General features: G+C 26.1%; 16 protein-coding genes. All 16 read right to left on the bottom strand.

Annotation, left to right across the window (positions count from 1 at the left end; genetic code table 11):
- Positions 1-33: 33 nt before the first annotated feature.
- The 16 genes from tgt to PLW95_03345 all read right to left on the bottom strand — a co-directional run bounded on the left by tgt (position 34) and on the right by PLW95_03345 (position 17,296).
- Positions 34-1,143, bottom strand: a complete 1,110-nt coding sequence (gene tgt / locus PLW95_03420) for a tRNA guanosine(34) transglycosylase Tgt (GenBank protein HOV21714.1) — start codon at positions 1,141-1,143, stop codon at positions 34-36.
- Positions 1,144-1,538: 395 nt separating this feature from the next.
- On the bottom strand, positions 1,539-2,543 hold the full coding sequence (gene queA, locus PLW95_03415) for a tRNA preQ1(34) S-adenosylmethionine ribosyltransferase-isomerase QueA (GenBank protein HOV21713.1): 1,005 nt from the start codon (positions 2,541-2,543) through the stop codon (positions 1,539-1,541).
- Complete coding sequence (locus PLW95_03410) at positions 2,524-4,245, bottom strand: glycosyltransferase family 39 protein (GenBank protein HOV21712.1); 1,722 nt, start codon at positions 4,243-4,245, stop codon at positions 2,524-2,526. Before PLW95_03410 ends, queA begins: the two co-directional genes overlap by 20 nt.
- A complete protein-coding gene (locus tag PLW95_03405; GenBank protein HOV21711.1) occupies positions 4,235-5,194 on the bottom strand; it encodes a glycosyltransferase in 960 nt (319 codons plus the stop codon). The genes PLW95_03410 and PLW95_03405 overlap by 11 nt, the downstream gene beginning before the upstream one ends.
- Positions 5,191-6,636, bottom strand: coding sequence for a radical SAM protein (locus PLW95_03400; GenBank protein ID HOV21710.1), 1,446 nt, complete (start codon positions 6,634-6,636; stop codon positions 5,191-5,193). The genes PLW95_03405 and PLW95_03400 overlap by 4 nt, the downstream gene beginning before the upstream one ends.
- Positions 6,636-7,337 carry a glycosyltransferase family 2 protein gene (locus PLW95_03395; GenBank protein ID HOV21709.1) on the bottom strand — a complete coding sequence of 234 codons (702 nt, stop codon included), beginning with the start codon at positions 7,335-7,337 and terminating at the stop codon, positions 6,636-6,638. The genes PLW95_03400 and PLW95_03395 overlap by 1 nt, the downstream gene beginning before the upstream one ends.
- Complete coding sequence (locus PLW95_03390) at positions 7,322-8,032, bottom strand: glycosyltransferase family 2 protein (GenBank protein ID HOV21708.1); 711 nt, start codon at positions 8,030-8,032, stop codon at positions 7,322-7,324. The genes PLW95_03395 and PLW95_03390 overlap by 16 nt, the downstream gene beginning before the upstream one ends.
- Positions 8,025-9,143: an SDR family NAD(P)-dependent oxidoreductase gene (locus PLW95_03385; GenBank protein HOV21707.1), complete on the bottom strand. Its 1,119-nt coding sequence runs from the start codon at positions 9,141-9,143 to the stop codon at positions 8,025-8,027. The genes PLW95_03390 and PLW95_03385 overlap by 8 nt, the downstream gene beginning before the upstream one ends.
- On the bottom strand, positions 9,140-10,081 hold the full coding sequence (locus tag PLW95_03380; protein ID HOV21706.1) for an SDR family oxidoreductase: 942 nt from the start codon (positions 10,079-10,081) through the stop codon (positions 9,140-9,142). The genes PLW95_03385 and PLW95_03380 overlap by 4 nt, the downstream gene beginning before the upstream one ends.
- Positions 10,065-11,402 carry a UDP-glucose/GDP-mannose dehydrogenase family protein gene (locus tag PLW95_03375; GenBank protein ID HOV21705.1) on the bottom strand — a complete coding sequence of 446 codons (1,338 nt, stop codon included), beginning with the start codon at positions 11,400-11,402 and terminating at the stop codon, positions 10,065-10,067. Before PLW95_03375 ends, PLW95_03380 begins: the two co-directional genes overlap by 17 nt.
- Positions 11,399-12,439: a GDP-mannose 4,6-dehydratase gene (locus tag PLW95_03370; GenBank protein ID HOV21704.1), complete on the bottom strand. Its 1,041-nt coding sequence runs from the start codon at positions 12,437-12,439 to the stop codon at positions 11,399-11,401. Before PLW95_03370 ends, PLW95_03375 begins: the two co-directional genes overlap by 4 nt.
- Positions 12,440-12,454: 15 nt before the next feature.
- Positions 12,455-13,924, bottom strand: coding sequence for a glycosyltransferase family 39 protein (locus PLW95_03365; protein HOV21703.1), 1,470 nt, complete (start codon positions 13,922-13,924; stop codon positions 12,455-12,457).
- Positions 13,921-14,697, bottom strand: a complete 777-nt coding sequence (locus tag PLW95_03360) for a class I SAM-dependent methyltransferase (protein HOV21702.1) — start codon at positions 14,695-14,697, stop codon at positions 13,921-13,923. Before PLW95_03360 ends, PLW95_03365 begins: the two co-directional genes overlap by 4 nt.
- 42 nt (positions 14,698-14,739) lie before the next feature.
- On the bottom strand, positions 14,740-15,417 hold the full coding sequence (locus PLW95_03355; protein HOV21701.1) for a glycosyltransferase family 2 protein: 678 nt from the start codon (positions 15,415-15,417) through the stop codon (positions 14,740-14,742).
- Positions 15,418-15,473: 56 nt separating this feature from the next.
- Positions 15,474-16,118 (bottom strand): transposase, encoded by a 645-nt coding sequence (locus tag PLW95_03350; protein ID HOV21700.1) that lies wholly within the window; start codon positions 16,116-16,118, stop codon positions 15,474-15,476.
- A gap of 2 nt (positions 16,119-16,120) precedes the next feature.
- Positions 16,121-17,296: a glycosyltransferase family 39 protein gene (locus PLW95_03345; protein ID HOV21699.1), complete on the bottom strand. Its 1,176-nt coding sequence runs from the start codon at positions 17,294-17,296 to the stop codon at positions 16,121-16,123.
- Positions 17,297-17,424: the final 128 nt, after the last annotated feature.

Below are 17,424 nucleotides of genomic sequence, written 5' to 3'. Positions count from 1 at the left end.
ATAGTAATAATGTATTATATTATAAAAGAAATGTCAATTTTTTTCTTTATATTTTTTTTCAAATTTTTCTTTAAAATCACTAAATTTACCTTCTTTTATACTCTTTCTAATATTTTTTAAGAGATTTATTATAAAATAAACATTATGATATGAGTTTAATCTTAAACCAGTAATTTCTTTAGAATTTATAAGATGTCTTATGTATGCTCTTGTATAATTTTTGCAAACAAAACAATCGCATTCAGGGTCAAGAGGTATAAAATCATCTTTGTACTTTCCCCCCTTTATATTTATTTTCCCTCTTGAAGTAATTGTTGAGCCGGTTCTTGCAATATGAGTTATCATTCCACAATCAAAAAGGTCATATCCCATTTCAACTAAATTAAGGATTTGTAATGGCATTCCTATACCCATAAAATATTTTAGTTTATTATCATTTACTTTTTTTGAAATAAAATCTGCAATTTCAAATGTCTTTTCCTCTGGTTCTCCAAGGCATAATCCTCCAATTCCATATCCATCAAAATTTAAGATTTCAAGTTTATTTATGCATTTTTCCCTCAGGTCATTATGAACTCCTCCCTGAATAATTCCAAATAATGTTTGTTCTTTGTTTTTGTGATATTTTTTACATCTTTCTGCCCATTTAATTGTATAATTAACACTTTTTTCAACTTCTCCATAATCATTCCAATTTTTAGGGCAATAATCAAAACTCATTATAATATCTGCACCGATTTTATTTTGAATTTCAATTGATTTTTCAGGAGTTATAAAATGAGTTGAACCATCTAATTTTGATTTAAAAATAACACCATCTTCTGTAATTTTTACATTTTCTAAACTGAATATTTGAAATCCACCACTATCAGTTATAATTGATTTATTCCAATTTATAAATTTATGTATACATCCACTTTTTTTAATAATATCTATACCCGGTTTTAAATAAAGATGATAGGCATTTGAAATTAAAATATCTACTCCCATATTAATTAAATCTTCAGAAGTAAGTGTTTTAACGCTCCCTAATGTAGCGACTGGCATAAAATTTGGTGTTTCAACTTTCCCATACTCAGTTAAAAATTCTCCAACTCTTGCTCTTGTTTTTTTATCTTTGTTTATAATTTTAAACTCAAACATATTTCTCCTCTTCTTTTTAATTTAAGTAAGAGATTCCCTCTAACTCCCATTGTGTCCGAAGGATCCTTTGGACTTGGAACCCCCTATTAAATCCCTCTTAATCTCCCTTTTATAAAGGGAGAACTTACTCCTTACATTAATAAGGGAAGGATGGGATGGATTTAAAAATCTCCCCGAAATCCTTTCTGACTTCCGTTGTGCTTGTTGAAAATCTCCCCTTGCCCCTCTTTTATAAAGAGGGGAAACAAGCACCAACTCTGCTTTGCTACCACTTGCTTCCCTAGTCGGTTTGTTAAAGGGGAAAACCTCTTTTACAAAGAGAAAATCTATTTTCCTTGCTTTCTATCCGCAAGATACCGTGAATTTATCTTTCTCAATCTTGTTACTCTCTACTTTTAGATGATGAACATACTATCACCATAAGAATAAAATCTATATTTTTTTTCTACTGCAATATTATATGCTTTTTCTATTAAATCAAGACCTGTAAAAGCACTTACTAAATAAAGATGCGTTGAATCAGGAAGATGAAAATTTGTAATGAGTTTATCTACAACTTTAAATTTATAACCAGGTTTAATAAATAGTTCAGTAAAGCCCTTTTTCCTTATTATAATTCCATTTTCTACTGAACTTTCTAAACATCTCACAGTCCCTGTCCCAATGGCAATTATATTTTTTTTGTTTTTTTTTGATTTATTTAGTATCTCTGCTGTTTGTTGAGAAATTTCAAAAAATTCTGTTGAAACATTTTTTTCTGTATTATCTTCCTTAAAAACTTTTATTGAATGCCATCCCATATGAAGTGTAATATAAACAACCTTTATACCTTTTTTTTGAATTTTTTCAAGGAGTTGTTCTGTGAAATGTAATCCAGCAGTAGGGGCAGCAATTGAACCATCTTTTTCAGCATAAACTGTCTGATAATAAATTTTGTCAATTTCTTCTGCTTTTCTTTTAATATATGGAGGAAGTGGAACTTCCCCATATTTTTTAATTTCATTTTCATCTTCAATATTAAATTCAACAATAAAACTGCCATCTGCTTTTTTTTCAATAATTTTCCCTGCAATGTCTTCTTTATAAAATTTACTACCTATTTTTCCTTTTCCACCTACCAGAACATTCCACTTATTTTTTTCTATTTTTTTAAGAAGAAAAATTTCAATTTTCCCACCCGTTTCTTTTCTACATAATAATCTTGCTGGAATAACTTTTGTGTTATTTAAAACAAGAACATCTTCTTCACTCATGTATTTATCAATATTTTCAAATATGTCATGAATTATTTTTCCATTTTTTCTATTTACTACCATTAACTTTGCTTTCTCTCTCTCTTTTAATGGATATTGAGAAATCAATTCTTTTGGTAAATTGAATTTAAAAGGTCTCATTTTTATATTTAAAAATTACAATTGTTGGGTTTAAATAAATTAAATCTTCAGGTAATTCATTAAATTGGAATTTAAAAGATAGAAACGAAGGAAATTTTTGAAATTTTTTCTCTTCTTTATAGATAGATGAATTTATAAATTCATTCCAAAAACTATTTTTTTCTATCTGTAATTTTAATGGAAATGGTGGAATAGGTGCTTGAAATGAAGAGATTATAAAATATTCTGGCTTTTCTTTTTTTAATTTGTTGAAATCATATCCTGTAACAATAAGATTGTATTTGAAATAATCAAAAGGTGGCATCTGAAATTGCCATGGAACTTCTGTAACTCCAATACTACTTCCAGCAGGAATATTTTCCTTTATCCATTCACCTGCTTCTGTTCTTATATTTTTTTGTATAAATAACATCTCATAACTCATCCCATAAAAAAAAGTAAATAATATAACAAAAATAATCCATAAAGAAATCAGAAATTTTAAAATTTTTTTTGTTTTAGTTAATGTCAAAAACCATCCATATCCTCCAAGAATAATAAAAGAAGGGACTAAAGGTAAAATGTATCTTGCAAAATTCTTTGAGAAAATAGAAATAAAAATAAAGAAGAAAACTGTCCAACTAAAAAGTAAAAATAATAATTTTTTCTCAAGATCACTTCTTTCTTTAATAAAAAAAATACTCAACAAAGTTCCAGTTAAAGCAAAAATAAGAAGTGGAAACCCTAAACCATATTTTAAACTTAAAAAGTAAAATTTCCCATTAAAAGAAAGTCCAGTGTGCTGTTCTAATTCAATTAAGGGTTCAGGAAAAGTTAAGAAAAAATATGGATTGGTTATAAAAAAAGAAAAAATAAAGCATATAACAACTAATAAGAAATTTTTTACAATATCCTTAGGATTTTTAAAAATAATAAAAATTCCAAGTAATGGAATTACTATTGATACAACAAAAGTAATTTTTGTACCACATGCAAGTCCTGCAAAAATACCTGCTAAGAATACATTTTTAAATGAGAATTTTTCTATGGAATTGCTTGTTATGAATAAACAGGCAGTTATCCAGAATAAACCTGGAATATCAACATACATATAGTGAGAATTTAAAATTATTAAGGGAGAAAATAAAATTAAAAGACAAATTAAAAAACTTTTCAATCCATCCTTAAAAAATTTTTTACATAATAAATAACTTAAAAGTATAATGCCAATTCCATAAATAGCAGTGATTGCTCTTCCAATAATATAAAATTTACCAATTTCTTCTGGATGTAAGAAATAAAAACATATATCTTTTGAAAGCACAACAAAATTTAATTTGGAAAATAAAAAAAGGAATAGGCCTACAAGATATAAATAAGCACCACCGATTGAATAAGCATGAGGATTAAAATCAAATTTTTCTGGTTTCATAGAAGAAAAACTTTTTATTACATAATACTCATCTGGATGATAACTTCTAATAGGATTGTAATAAAAACGAGGTAATTTTTCTTTTTCTACTTCTGGATATTTTGCAAGATATGGCCCCATTCCTTTATAAATTTTTTCAATAGGATATTTTTTTATTTGTTCTATATGTTTTTCTATTGTTTCTATATCATTAAAATATAGTTTATTTAAACTTTTAGATGGTAACCCCCAATTCAATCCACAAAAATAGGAAATAGATGAAATTATAAATAAAACTACGAATTCTTTAATTTTCATTTTCTCTTTTTGAAAATAATCCAATTATAAAACCACTTCCGTAAACTAAATGGGTTAAAATAATCCCACTAAATATATAAAAAAGATATTTCCAATTTATTAAACACGAAATAAAAACGAGAAAAAAATATAAAGATATAAAGAAGCAATAAAAAAATAAAAAATTTTTAAAAAAAATTAAAGAATACAAGCCAATTAACAAAAAAATTAAAAAAAATGATGGTAAAAAATAATATAGATATTTTGGAACAAAATTTTTTTTAATTCTATATCCTTTATCAAATGCATACTGAAAAATTTGATTTAAATAAGGCAGAAATATAGGCCTTCTTTTGTGATAAACAACTATTTCTGAAGAATATTTTGTATCAATTCCAAGTTTTTTTGCCCTAAAACAAAAATCAGCATCTTCTGCTGTTAATGTATTTTCTTTAAATTTACCAACGGATTTAAAAACCTCATTTTTTATAAATAAATTACATAGAGGTAATTCCAAAACGGTCTCTAATTTTAGATTTTTTTTATATCTAATAGAAAACTTTCCAGTAACTAAAAAATTTGAAAGTAAAATTCCAGATATTTTTTCTCTTAAATTAGATTCCGCAGGAGTCAAGTTCGGCCCACCTATAATTTTTATTTTTTCGTCTTTTAAATAATTATAAGCTTTTTCTAACCATACTCTTTCAGGAATTGCATCTGAATCTATAAAAGCATATACTTCTGCTTCAGAAATTTCAATTCCTATATTTCTTTTTTTCCCGGGAAAATAATTACCTGTTGATTTAATTACAATTTTATCATTTTTGAAAATATTATTTTCAAAATTATTATCTGGCAACAAATAAATTTTAAAATCTTTAAAAGTTTGATTAAGGCATCCTTTAATCGTTTTATTAAGATATTCATTATAACCTTTACAAGGAATTATTATTACAAAATAAGTTTTCATTTTTGAATTGGTTTGACATGGCCAAAAAGAAATGAAATAAAGCCTCTGATTAACCATTTTACTTCGCTAATTGTTCTTATCCGTAAAACTTTTCTTAAAATAAATAATGGATCCAAATAAATTTTCCCCCATGCTAATTTGCATAATTTTACTAATTTATCATCAGATAGATAAAGATTTTTTAAAGTTGGTAAACTCATATCATATTTCTCCCAATTATAATTAAATTTCAGCCAGTTTTTTTCTTCTGCCTCTTTGAATAATTCCGTCCCTGGATATGTTATTGGAATTGAAAATTGGCAGGTATCTGGTTTTAAACTTTTTATAAATCCGATAGTATTTAAAATATCTTTTCTTGTTTCCCATGGGAAACCAATCATTGCTGTGGCATGAATAAGAATTTTTCTCTTTTTAGTTAAACTAAATGCTTTTTTAACCTGTTGGATTGTATAACCTTTCTTTATTTTATTAAGAGTATATTGAGAATAACTTTCAACACCATATTTTATAAGACGGCATCCAGCATCTTTCATCTTTTTTAATAAAAATTCATCAACATTATCAACTCTTCCATTACAACTCCACATTATTTTTAAGTTTCTTTTAATTATTTCTTCACATATTTCAATACACCATTTTTTATTAAATGTAAATGTATCATCATCAAAGAAAAATTCTTCTGTTTTATATTTCTTTACCAAAAATTCTATCTCATTAACTATGTTTTCAGGACTTCTATATCTAATTTTATTATCAAATAACATTTGGGGCCAGGAGCAAAAAGTACATCTATAAGGACATCCTCTACTACCTGAAAGATACATAAAATTTTCAGAAATTCTCCATGCTTCATGATAATTTTTCCATGGGACAATTTCCCTATTAATAAATGGTAAAGAATCAAGATTATCAATCAAAATAAATTTTCCAGTATTTTTAATTTTCCCATTTTTTTCTCTATACCACAAACCTGATGGAATCTTTTCTTTACCAGATAAAAATTGGACAAGTTGTAACATATAAAAATCAAAGTCTCCTCCTGTTAAAACAAAATCAAATTTACTATTTTTCATTGTTTCTTCTGGTAAAACAGTGATATGGTCTCCTATAATACAAGTAATAATCTGGGGAAATTTCCTTTTTATTTTTTCAGAAATAATCCAATGATATTTTATTATAGGAGTTTTTGTCTCAGTAAAAATAATATCTGGTTTAAGATTTTCAATATATTCAAAAAAATTTTTTTCATCAATTTCTTCAAAGATACAATCTAAATAATAAACTTCATATCCTTTTAAATCTAAAAGTGTTAAACCAGAAGCAGGAATTAAAGGATATATAAGTTCTTTTGTTCCTCGCCATTTAGTGAATCTATTCTGACTTACTAATAAATAACCCTTTTTAGAAAACGGTTGTGGTATGTAGGTAAAAAGTACTTTCATTATTTGAAACTCCTTATTTTTAAAAGAGAAATGAACATTTTCAATGGGTCTTTAAATATTGCAACACTTGAAAAAAAAGAATTGCTCCAAATTACACCAACTTCTTTTATTTTATATCCCATTTTTATGCTATTATACAGAATTTCTACGTCAAAGGCAAAACCATTTGTTTTTAATTCATCAAACAATTTCTTTGCTACCGCTCTTTTAAATAATTTAAATCCACATTGAGTATCCTTGAATTTATTTGTTACTAAAATTCTTACCAATAATGGAAAAATTTTCCCTAAATATCTTCTATACCATGGTTGAGGAATAATTATTTTTGATTCAGGAAGTCCTCGAGAGCCAATTGCAATATCATAACCATCGTCAATTGCTTTTTTAAGTTTCTCAAATTCTTCAATGGGTGTTGACAGGTCTGCATCAGTAAATAAAATTAAATTACCTTTTGAATTTATCACTCCCGTTCTTACTGCTGCCCCTTTTCCTTTATTTTTATCATGCTTCAATATCCTTATTTCTTTTTTCCCTTCTTTAAACTTTTCAACAATTTCAACTGTTTTATCAGTACTTCCATCATCAACAACAATTATTTCAAATGGAAATCCTTTATTTTTAAAGTACTTCCATATTTTTTCTAATGATTTTCCAATACGTTTTTCTTCATTATAAGAAGGAATTATTATAGAAATTTCCATTTTTTTAGAATTGCCCAGAAATAAAGTTTAACATAAGGAAATGTTTTTATAAGTTTAAATTTAGATTTTCCTTTTTTTCTTCCATACCAGGTTGTAGGAATTTCAGTAATTTTCAATCCATAAAAATAACTTTTTAGAGTAATTTCCATTGAAATAGCAAATCCCTTTTCTTTTGGTTTTATAATATTGAAAATATTTTTTTTATATAATTTAAAAGCATTAGAAACATCATTTGTGGGTAAATTGATTAAATAACGCAATGATTTACAAACAAAAAATGAAAAAAAATTCTGTAGTTTTGGTCCACCAATTTTTTTACCACCTTTTGTATATCTTGAGCCACAAACAATATCATAACTATCTTTTGCTTTTTCTAACATTTTTTGAATACTGCCTGGGTCATCGCACATATCTGCCATTACAGGAAGAACATATTCACCTTTTGCCTGCTTGAACCCAGTTAGTAAAGTTGTAGAGAATCCAGGTTCGTTTTTATTATTTATAACTTTGATAAAAGAGTATTTCAAAGATAGTTGTTGACCTATTTGTTCTGTTTTGTCGGTTGAATGGTCATTAACAATAATAATTTCTGTTGTATTTGTATCTATATATTGCACTATGTCTTCAACCGTTCTTTCTAAATTACTTTCTTCATTTCTTGCCGGGATTACTATTGTTAATTCAATCCTATTCAATAAGGTGCCTGTTTTTAAGTTGTTTTTCTGCATAATCAAATTTATCTTTTACTTTCTTTTCTTTTTTTGACCAGTCAATTAATTTTTTCATTCCTTCTTCAAGTTCTGTTTCTATTTTAAATCCCAACTTTTCTTTTATTTTACTTATGTCGGCATAACAATGTCTCACATCACCTTTTCTAAATTTATATGTTATTTCTGGCTTTAAATTTTTATTAAGCAATTTGATTAAAATTTCTGCAATTTCTTTTAAATATGTTGGCTTTCCAGAACCGACATTAAAAATTTCGTAATTTGCCTGGTCTTTTTGAATAGAAAGAATACATGCATTTATAATATCATCCACCCAGATAAAATCCCTTGTTTGCATTCCATCTTCAAATATTATGGGAGGTTTATTGTTTTTAATTCTACTCAAAAAAATTGCACAAACACCAGTATAAGGATTTGACAGTGTTTGCCTTGGACCATAGACATTAAAAAACCTTAAAGAAACCACAGGAATTCCATATATTTTTCCAATTAAAAGAGACATTTCCTCCTGTTCTTTTTTTGTTATAGCATAAATTGAGTTGCTTTTTGTTGGTGTTTCTTCGTCAGTTGGAATTGCTGTAATATCTCCTTTACAATTTGGGCATTTTGGTTCCCAATCATCAATTTTTTTATTATCAAAATTTCTTATTTCTGGTTTTACTTTTCCACATTTTTTACATTTATACATTCCCTCTCCATAAATACTCATTGAAGAGGCAATTATGAGTTTTCTTACATTATGTTTTTCATTTACAAGAATATCCAGTAAATTAGCAGTTCCTCTTATATTAACATCTACATATTTTGAAATTTCATATTGACTCTGCCCAACTCCAACGGCGGAAGCAAAATGATAAATTATATCAATTTTTTTAACAACATCTTTCAATTTATTTCTGTTTCTTACATCACCTCTAATAAATGTACTTTTTAAATTTAAATATTCAGGAATACCAGAGGGATGAACCTGTTTTGTTAAATTATCAAAAATAATAACTTCATATCCAAGTTCAATAAGTTTATCAACTAAATGACTTCCAATAAAACCACACCCACCTGTTACAAGTATTTTTTTCATTTCTTTAGTTTCTTTTCAAAATATGGAATTGTTTCTTTTAATCCATTTTCAAGTGTTACAACAGGTTCCCATTTCAATATTTTTTTTGCTTTTGTTATATCAGGTTTTCTCCTTTTTGGGTCATCAGGCAATGGGGGTTTATATATAATTTCTACTTTACTACCTGTTATTTCTTTTACTTTTTTTGCCAGTTGTTTTATTGTAAATTCTTCACAACTACCAATATTTATTGGTAAATTATAATTACATTTCAAAATTCTAATAATTCCTTTGATGAGGTCTGATATATAACAGAAACTTCTTGTTTGATTCCCATCCCCATAAATTGTAATTGGTTTTCCAGTTAATGCGCTTACAATAAAATTGGGAATTACTCTACCATCGTTTAGTCGCATTCGTGGACCATATGTATTGAAAATCCTTACAATTCTACTATTTAACTTATATTTTCTATGGTAAGCCATAATAAGTGCTTCTCCATATCTTTTTCCTTCGTCATACATACTTCTTTCTCCTATTGGATTTACTTTTCCCCAGTATTCTTCATTTTGAACAGGTATTTCAGGGTCTCCATAGACCTCTGATGTTGAAGAATAAAGAAAAATTGAATTATTGGCAAGAGAGATTTTTATCATATTTTCAGTTCCAATTGAATTAACTCTTAATGTTTCAACAGGATATTTATTATAATCAACAGGGGAAGCAGGGCTCGCAAAATGTAAAACATAATCAAAATTGTTTTTTAATTTATCAACATTTATTTTACAAATATCATCCTCTATAAAAACAAAATTTTTGTTATTTAAACAATTCTCAATATTTTCTATATTTGATGTTAAAAAATTATCAATACACCAGACATTTCCCCCTTCTTTTAAAAAATAATCACAAACATGGGAACCAATAAACCCACTACCTCCGCTAATAAGAATTTTCATTTATCTTTCTTCCTATTCCTGTATAGATAAAACCACACTTTAAGATATTCTTATAATCAAGAAAATTTCTGCCATCAATTATGTAAGGAGTTTTCATTATTTCTTTGAATTTCTTGAAATTAAGTTTTTTAAACTCATCCCATTCAGTCAAAAATATAAGAAGATTACTTTCTTTTGCAACATCATAAGGATTTTTACAATATATTATATCAGGGATTATCTTTTTCATATTGTCAGATGCCTGAGGGTCATAACACTTTATATTTGCTCCTTCTTTTTTTAAAAGTTGAATTATTTCAATTGCTGAACTTTCTCTAACATCATCTGTATTTGGTTTAAAGGCAAGTCCTAAAATTCCAATGTTTTTCCCTTTTAGATTCCATAATAAATTTCTTGCTTTTTTAACTACCAATTGTCTTTGTTGCTGATTAATTTTTTGAACTTCTTTTAATAGGGTAAAAGAATATCCAATTTCTTCTGAAAGTGAAATAAAAGCAGAAACATCCTTTGGAAAACAACTACCCCCATAACCAACGCCTGCTTTGAGAAATTGTTTTCCTATTCTTTTATCAAGTCCCATACCTTCTGCAACCATTTCAACATCTGCTCCAACCCTTTCACATATTTGAGAAATTGCATTTATATAAGAAATTTTTAAAGCCAGAAAAGAATTAGAAGCGTGTTTAATTAGTTCAGCACTTTTTATATCTGTAAATAATTTTAGACATTTTATTTGTTTATATATTTCTTCAAAAATTTTTTTGGGTCTTTCATTTTCAATTCCAATCACAATTCTATCAGGATGAAAAAAATCATATACAGCACTTCCCTCTCTTAAAAATTCTGGATTTGCAGCAATATCAAATTCAATTCCTGTTGGAGAAAGGAGATTTAGTGTTTTTTTTACCCATTCACCTGTCAAAACAGGAACAGTACTCTTTTCCACTATAATTTTATAATTTTGTCCTTTTTGCTTTTTAATAGATGATAAGGCATTTGCTATTTCAATTGTGACATTTTCAACAGAAGATAGGTCTGCTCTTCCACTTTCAATAGAAGGTGTTCCTACTGCTATAAAAATTATCTCTGATTTTTCTACTAAGGACTTAATTGAAGTTGTAAAAGTCAACTTTTTATTTTTAAAAGTTTCTTTCACAATTTCTTCAAGATGTGGTTCATAAAATGGTATTTTAAAATTTTTGAGTTTTTTAATTTTTTCAATGTCATTATCACAACAAATAACAATATTTCCCATTTTTGCAAAACAAGCACCTGTTACAAGTCCAACATGTCCTGCACCTATAACTCCAATATTTCTCATTTTTTTTCTCTTACTTTTTTAATTAACTCATGATTTTTTTCAACCCATTTTATCAATCTATTTACACCTTCAAATTTATTTATTTTTATTCTCCATCCTGTTTCTTCCATAAATTTTTTATTATTACTTATAAAAATTTTCTGGTCTCCCGGTCTCCAATCATAGAAATCATAAGTTATTTTCCTTCTCAAAACTTTTTCAAGATATTCAATTAATTCAATTAGCGAAAAAGTATTTTCCTTCCCACCACCAATATTATAAATTTCCCCTTTTGTCTTTTTTATATTTTTTACAGCAATTTTATAGGCAGAAATTAAATCATCAACTTCAAGAATATCCCTTACCTGTTTTCCATCACCATAAATACTTATCTTTTCTCCTTCTATTGCTTTTATTATAAAATGAGCAACCCATCCCTGGTCTTCATTTCCATACTGCTGTTGACCACAGATACATGATTGACGAAACACAACAGTTTTTAATCCATAAATTCTGTAATAATCTCTTATATACTGGTCTGCTGTTCCTTTACTACATCCATAAGGAGAGTGAAAATCAAGATTTTGGTTTTCATCAATTCCTTCTTTGCCCTTAATTAAATAATATCTTTTTTCCCCTTCTTTTAATTTTAAATTTAGAAGTTCTCCATAAACTTTATTTGTGGAACTAAAAATAACAGCTGCATCTGGTGAATTTTTTCTTATTACTTCAAGAAGATATAAAGTCCCAAGTGCATTTATTTCAAAGTCATCAATTGGATTTTCAACAGAACTTGTAACTGCAACCTGTGCTGCAAGATGATAAACCTCATCAAAATTTTTTACAATTTCTTTTAACTTTTTATAATCCCTAATATCTCCTTTTATGAATTTTAAATTTGGAAAATTAAAAGATAAAATCCATTCAAGATTATTCTCAACTCCTTTTCTTGAAAGATTATCATAGAGAACAACAAAATTATCTTTTTCACATAAAAGATTTTTCGCCAAATTTATACCAATAAAACCAACTCCACCTGTTATAAGTATCCTTTTCATTGTATATATTTTATTTCATTTCTTATGTTTCTCAAAAATATAAATTTCAACAAACCAATAATATTCTTTCTTTCCTTTTAGGCGACTTAAAAGTTTCTCATTATGAAGAAATTTTGCCTGATATACTGGAAAGAAATTTTCAAAAAAGAAATTTTTCAGTTCATTATTCCACTCCTGGTCTTCATTATAATTAAGAAAAAGTCCAATTTTATTATAACTTTTACATATTTTTTTTATTTCAGCTATTGAACCTGGCCTTTTTGCAACTTCAATAACTTTTGTATTTCCTTTATAATACCAATGAAAAGGTGAAAATTTTTTATACATGGAATCTTGGTCTGTCCCATTTAAAAAAATAATACTATTTTCATCTAATTTTTCTGAAAATATTTCATTTATTTCTCTATATGGAATAAGTTTGCTTACATCATGAAAATTTTTTGTATTACCGGTAAAGTAAAAATATGTTGAGAAAGAAGATAAAATAAAAAAACAGAAAAAAAGGAGTTTTGTAAAATTTGTATTTTTATATCCAATTGATAATAATAAAAAAACAAATATTGAAAAAGGAAGAAGATTTTGAGGAACAGTTGAAGGGAAAGGAACAAGAAAAAGTGGTATTAAAATACCTAAAAAAAGAAGATATTTTTTAACCTTTTCTAATTTCTTTAAATCAATAAATGAATTTACAACAATAAAAATAATAACTATCAAAAAAGGTATGACAATTTTCAAATTAAAAGGGTGAAGTGTTTCACCAAAAAAGAAATAAAAAAATAAATAAGGGTATCTTAAAACAAATGGGATAGGCCTTATAACACCAAGAGTAAATTTTAATTGATAAGGAATTTTTAAAAACCATGGTAGATAAAAAATAAAAATAAAAATATAATAAAAAAGAAATTTTTTATTAAATATTTTATTGAATAATAAAGTAAAAACTTCAATTAAAATCCAGATAAACGCAAAATTATGTAAATAAAGAAGAATAATATCTGAAAAGAAAAGAAAAATATAATATTGTTTTTTATCCGTTTTCAAAATTTTAAGAAAGAAAAATAAAGAAAGTAAAAGGAAAAAAGTAAAAAGCGAGTATGATTTTAAAATTCTTGACCATAAAATCAATGCAGGATTTAATGAAATAAATATTGAAAAAATAATTCCTGTCTTTTCGTCCTTAAATTCTTTCCCAACAAAATATGCAAGAGGAATTGTTATAATTCCAAAGAAAGATGGTAATAATCTTAAATAAAATTCTGAATTTCCATATTTTAAAAGAAAATGAACAAGAGCATAAAATAAAGGTGGATGAGCATCCTTATAGGTAATATAATTTATCATATCCTTTAATGGTTGCCATCCACAGAAAATTGCAAGAAACTCATCACACCAGAAACACAATTTCCCCAATTGAAAAATTCTTAAAAAAATTCCAATACATATTATAATTATCAAAAAAAACAATCTAATTCTATTATTATTCATTTTTTAGCAATAAAAATTATTGACTTTTCATTTAAAACAAATTTTTTCAAAAGAGAAATAGAAATAATATCTGGGAAAAATTCTCTAATATTAAACATAAAAATTTTTGAAAAGTTAAAGTTTTTGCTCATATATTCAAATGTTTTATAACTAAAATGGAAAATCTGAGCGGGAATATGTAATAGCCCTTTACTTTTTCCTGTAAACGATAAAATATTAGCAAGAAAGAAAAGATAATTTGGTTGGTAAGGAGTTTTGATTATTAAAATACCCCCTGGTTTTAAAATTCTTTTACATATTTTAATATATTCAACAGGATTTCCTAAATGAGCAATTACATCAAATATTGTAATAATATCAAAAAAGTTTTCAGGTAAACTTATCTCTGGCAATGGTTTGTCAAAAATATTAAAACCTTTTTTTCTACAATATTCAACAGCAAATGGAGAAATATCCTGCCCATAAACATCATAATTTTTTTCTTTCACTATATCTAAAAAAATCCCAACTCCACAGCCAACATCAAGTATTTTTCCTTGCTCAGGCAAGTAATTTTTTAATTTATTATTAAATAATTTTTCAAAATATCTTTTCCTTTCATCATAATATCTCAAATACCAATTTTCAAAGTATTTTCTGTTATATATTTTTTCACTACTTTCTGGTATTGGATATAAAAAAGCAATTTTACAATTTTTACATCTAAAAACCTTATGTTTTTTTTCTTTCCATATTAACCGACTTCTACTTTTACAAATTGGACATTTTACCATTTTTATAACCGCGGGGGTTGAATTTATACGGTTAAACTAATTTTAATCAATAAATTTGTATTTTATAAGTGTCCATGTAGCAATAATTCCATCTTTCAACCTTATTTTTTTCCCTTCCTTTATACTTCTTGGTATATAGTGAATAGGAACCTCAAAAATTTTATAGCCCATTTTTCTAACTTTTGCGGTTACTTCTGGACAAAATTCAAAACCAGTGCATTTCAAATTTATCTTCTTAATAACATCTGTTCTGAACATTTTATAACAAGTTGGCTCATCAGTTATTTTTGCATTATAAAGTATATTTACAATACAAGAAAGGAACCTGCCTCCTAAATAAAAGAAGAAAGATGATTTTTTACCTTTTCCAAGAATTCTTGAACCATACACAACTTCAGCATTATTTCTTTTCATTACTTCAATCATTTTTAAAAAATCCATCGGTTCATACTCTAAATCAGCATCTTGAATTACCACAATATCTCCACTAACATATTTAAGTCCTTCTCTTATAGACATTCCCTTGCCTTCATTTTTTTCTTTTAATATGACTTTTATATCTTTATTATTAAAATTTTTTAATATATTTTGCGTTCCATCTGTACTTCCATCATCAACAATAATTATTTCTTTTTCAATTGGGACTTTTCTAACTTTTTCAATTATTTTGTTTATTGTGTCTCTTTCATTATAAACAGGAATAATCACTGATAATTTCATTTTCCCCTTTTGTTAACTTACGAAGTTAACAAGTTATTGAATTTCAGTAACTTACATCAATCAAAAACTATCTTTTTAATTTTTGCAAGTTCTCTTTTATATGAAATTCTATTCTCTACAAATTCCCTGTATTTTTCTGGGTTTATTTCTAATAAATTATCATATTCACAAATTTTTTTCTCCTGTTTTATACTATCTAAATATTCTGAATAAGCTGAGTACTGCCATTCTTCTGGTTTATTTATCAAATATGCTGTTACCGGGTTTAGATGTATATATCTTGTTAAATGAAACAATTGTTCATCTGTTTCAAGTAAGACACTTTTAAATCTGCTTTCCCACAAAGGCCCTTTTCTTTTTGTTTTTGTATTGAAATATCTTGTATAACTATCAAGTAAATTTTTCATAAATTTTGTTATACCATCTTCTACTTCAGAAGAAAGAATAAGGTGGATATGTGTGGGCATTAAACAATAAGAAATAATTCTTATTATTTTTTCTCCTATTTTATCCAAATTTTTCTGAGGTATTTCCTTTGTTTTTAGATAATAGGAAAAACTACAATTTCTTTTGTATTGATAAAATTTAAGCATTTCAATAAATCTTAAATAATCGTTATTATCTTTAAAAATTTTATATTCCGCTATGCTTCTTGTAAAAATATGAAATACTCCATCTTTATAAAATATTCTTTTATCCATTTCTAACTCCTTGATTTCCATATACTTGTTAACTTCGTAAGTTGATAGGAAGCAAAAATTATATAAAATGGTTCTATTGCAACTCTATATCTTATTGAGGCAAGAAAAACCATATGAAATATAGTAAAAAATATAATTAAAAGGTGCATAATAAGAGCATTTTTATTTTTAAATGTAATAAAAAACCCAATAAGAAAAAATGGAAGTAAAAATCCAAAACTAATAATAGATAAAATTTTGTAAAGCGGTTTTTGAAAATCAGAAGCATTTAGCGTAATATTCCAGAATCTAACAAATTTATTTTTTAACAGGTATACAAATCTTGATGGATTTTGTTTTATAACTTCAATTGTTTTTCTATAAAGAAATTTATCTCTTGCTAATTCTTCCATTTGTAAAATATTTTCCGGAAAATAACTACATGGACCACCATCACTTTTTGGATTATTGCCTTCCCAGAAAACCCATCCACCCATTGTTGTTCCTGGTATAAATTTTTTAAAAATAACATAGTTTCTTATTATCCATGGAGAAATAGTAAAAACAAAAAATAGGGAAATTAAAATAATTTTCTGCAATCTCTTTTTAATAGGAATTTCCTTTAAAAAAAGTAAATATACCATTGCAAAAGGGAAAAAAGATTCTAATGTTGGTCTACAAAGTCCTGAAAGACCGAAAAAAATACCTGCTTTTATTTCATTTAATTTTTCTTCTTTTGAAATTAAGCAAAGTGAATAATAGTATATTGAAATAACTACAAGAAAAACACAAAGGGTCTCTGTTAATAAAAAACCATTGTAAAAAATAAAAAATGGATAAAAAGCAGAAATAATACCTGAAATAAGTCCAGTTTTTTCATTAAATACTTTTTTTCCTAAAAAATAAATAAAAATAACAGTAGCAGCAGATATTAGACATTGAATAACTCTTATAAAAAAAAGATTGAAGTTCAGGGAATATAATAATGATAACAATAGAGGATAAAGAGGAGGTCTAAAACTTTTTAAGTTTTCTCCAACAATAAGACCATTTCCAGAAAGGAAATTTTTGACCATTTTATAATATTCATACTCATCATCAAAATAAAAATGATTTTTTAAAGTAAGTATAAAGGCAAACCTTAAAAGAAAAGCAACAAAAAATAAAATTAAAATTTTTCTTTTATATATTCTCTCCATATTTTGACCTTGTAAATAAAAACATTATTATGAGAATAAATACCAATTCTTGGTAATGTAAATTTTGTTATTTTCATATTTTTTTTTCTATTAACAACAGCCCCTTTATACCCTGCTTTCTGTACAAT

Source organism: bacterium, assembly GCA_035370465.1.
Classification (GTDB): Bacteria; Ratteibacteria; UBA8468; order B48-G9; family JAFGKM01; genus JAGGVW01.
This window is presented reverse-complemented; position numbering and strand designations above follow the sequence as displayed.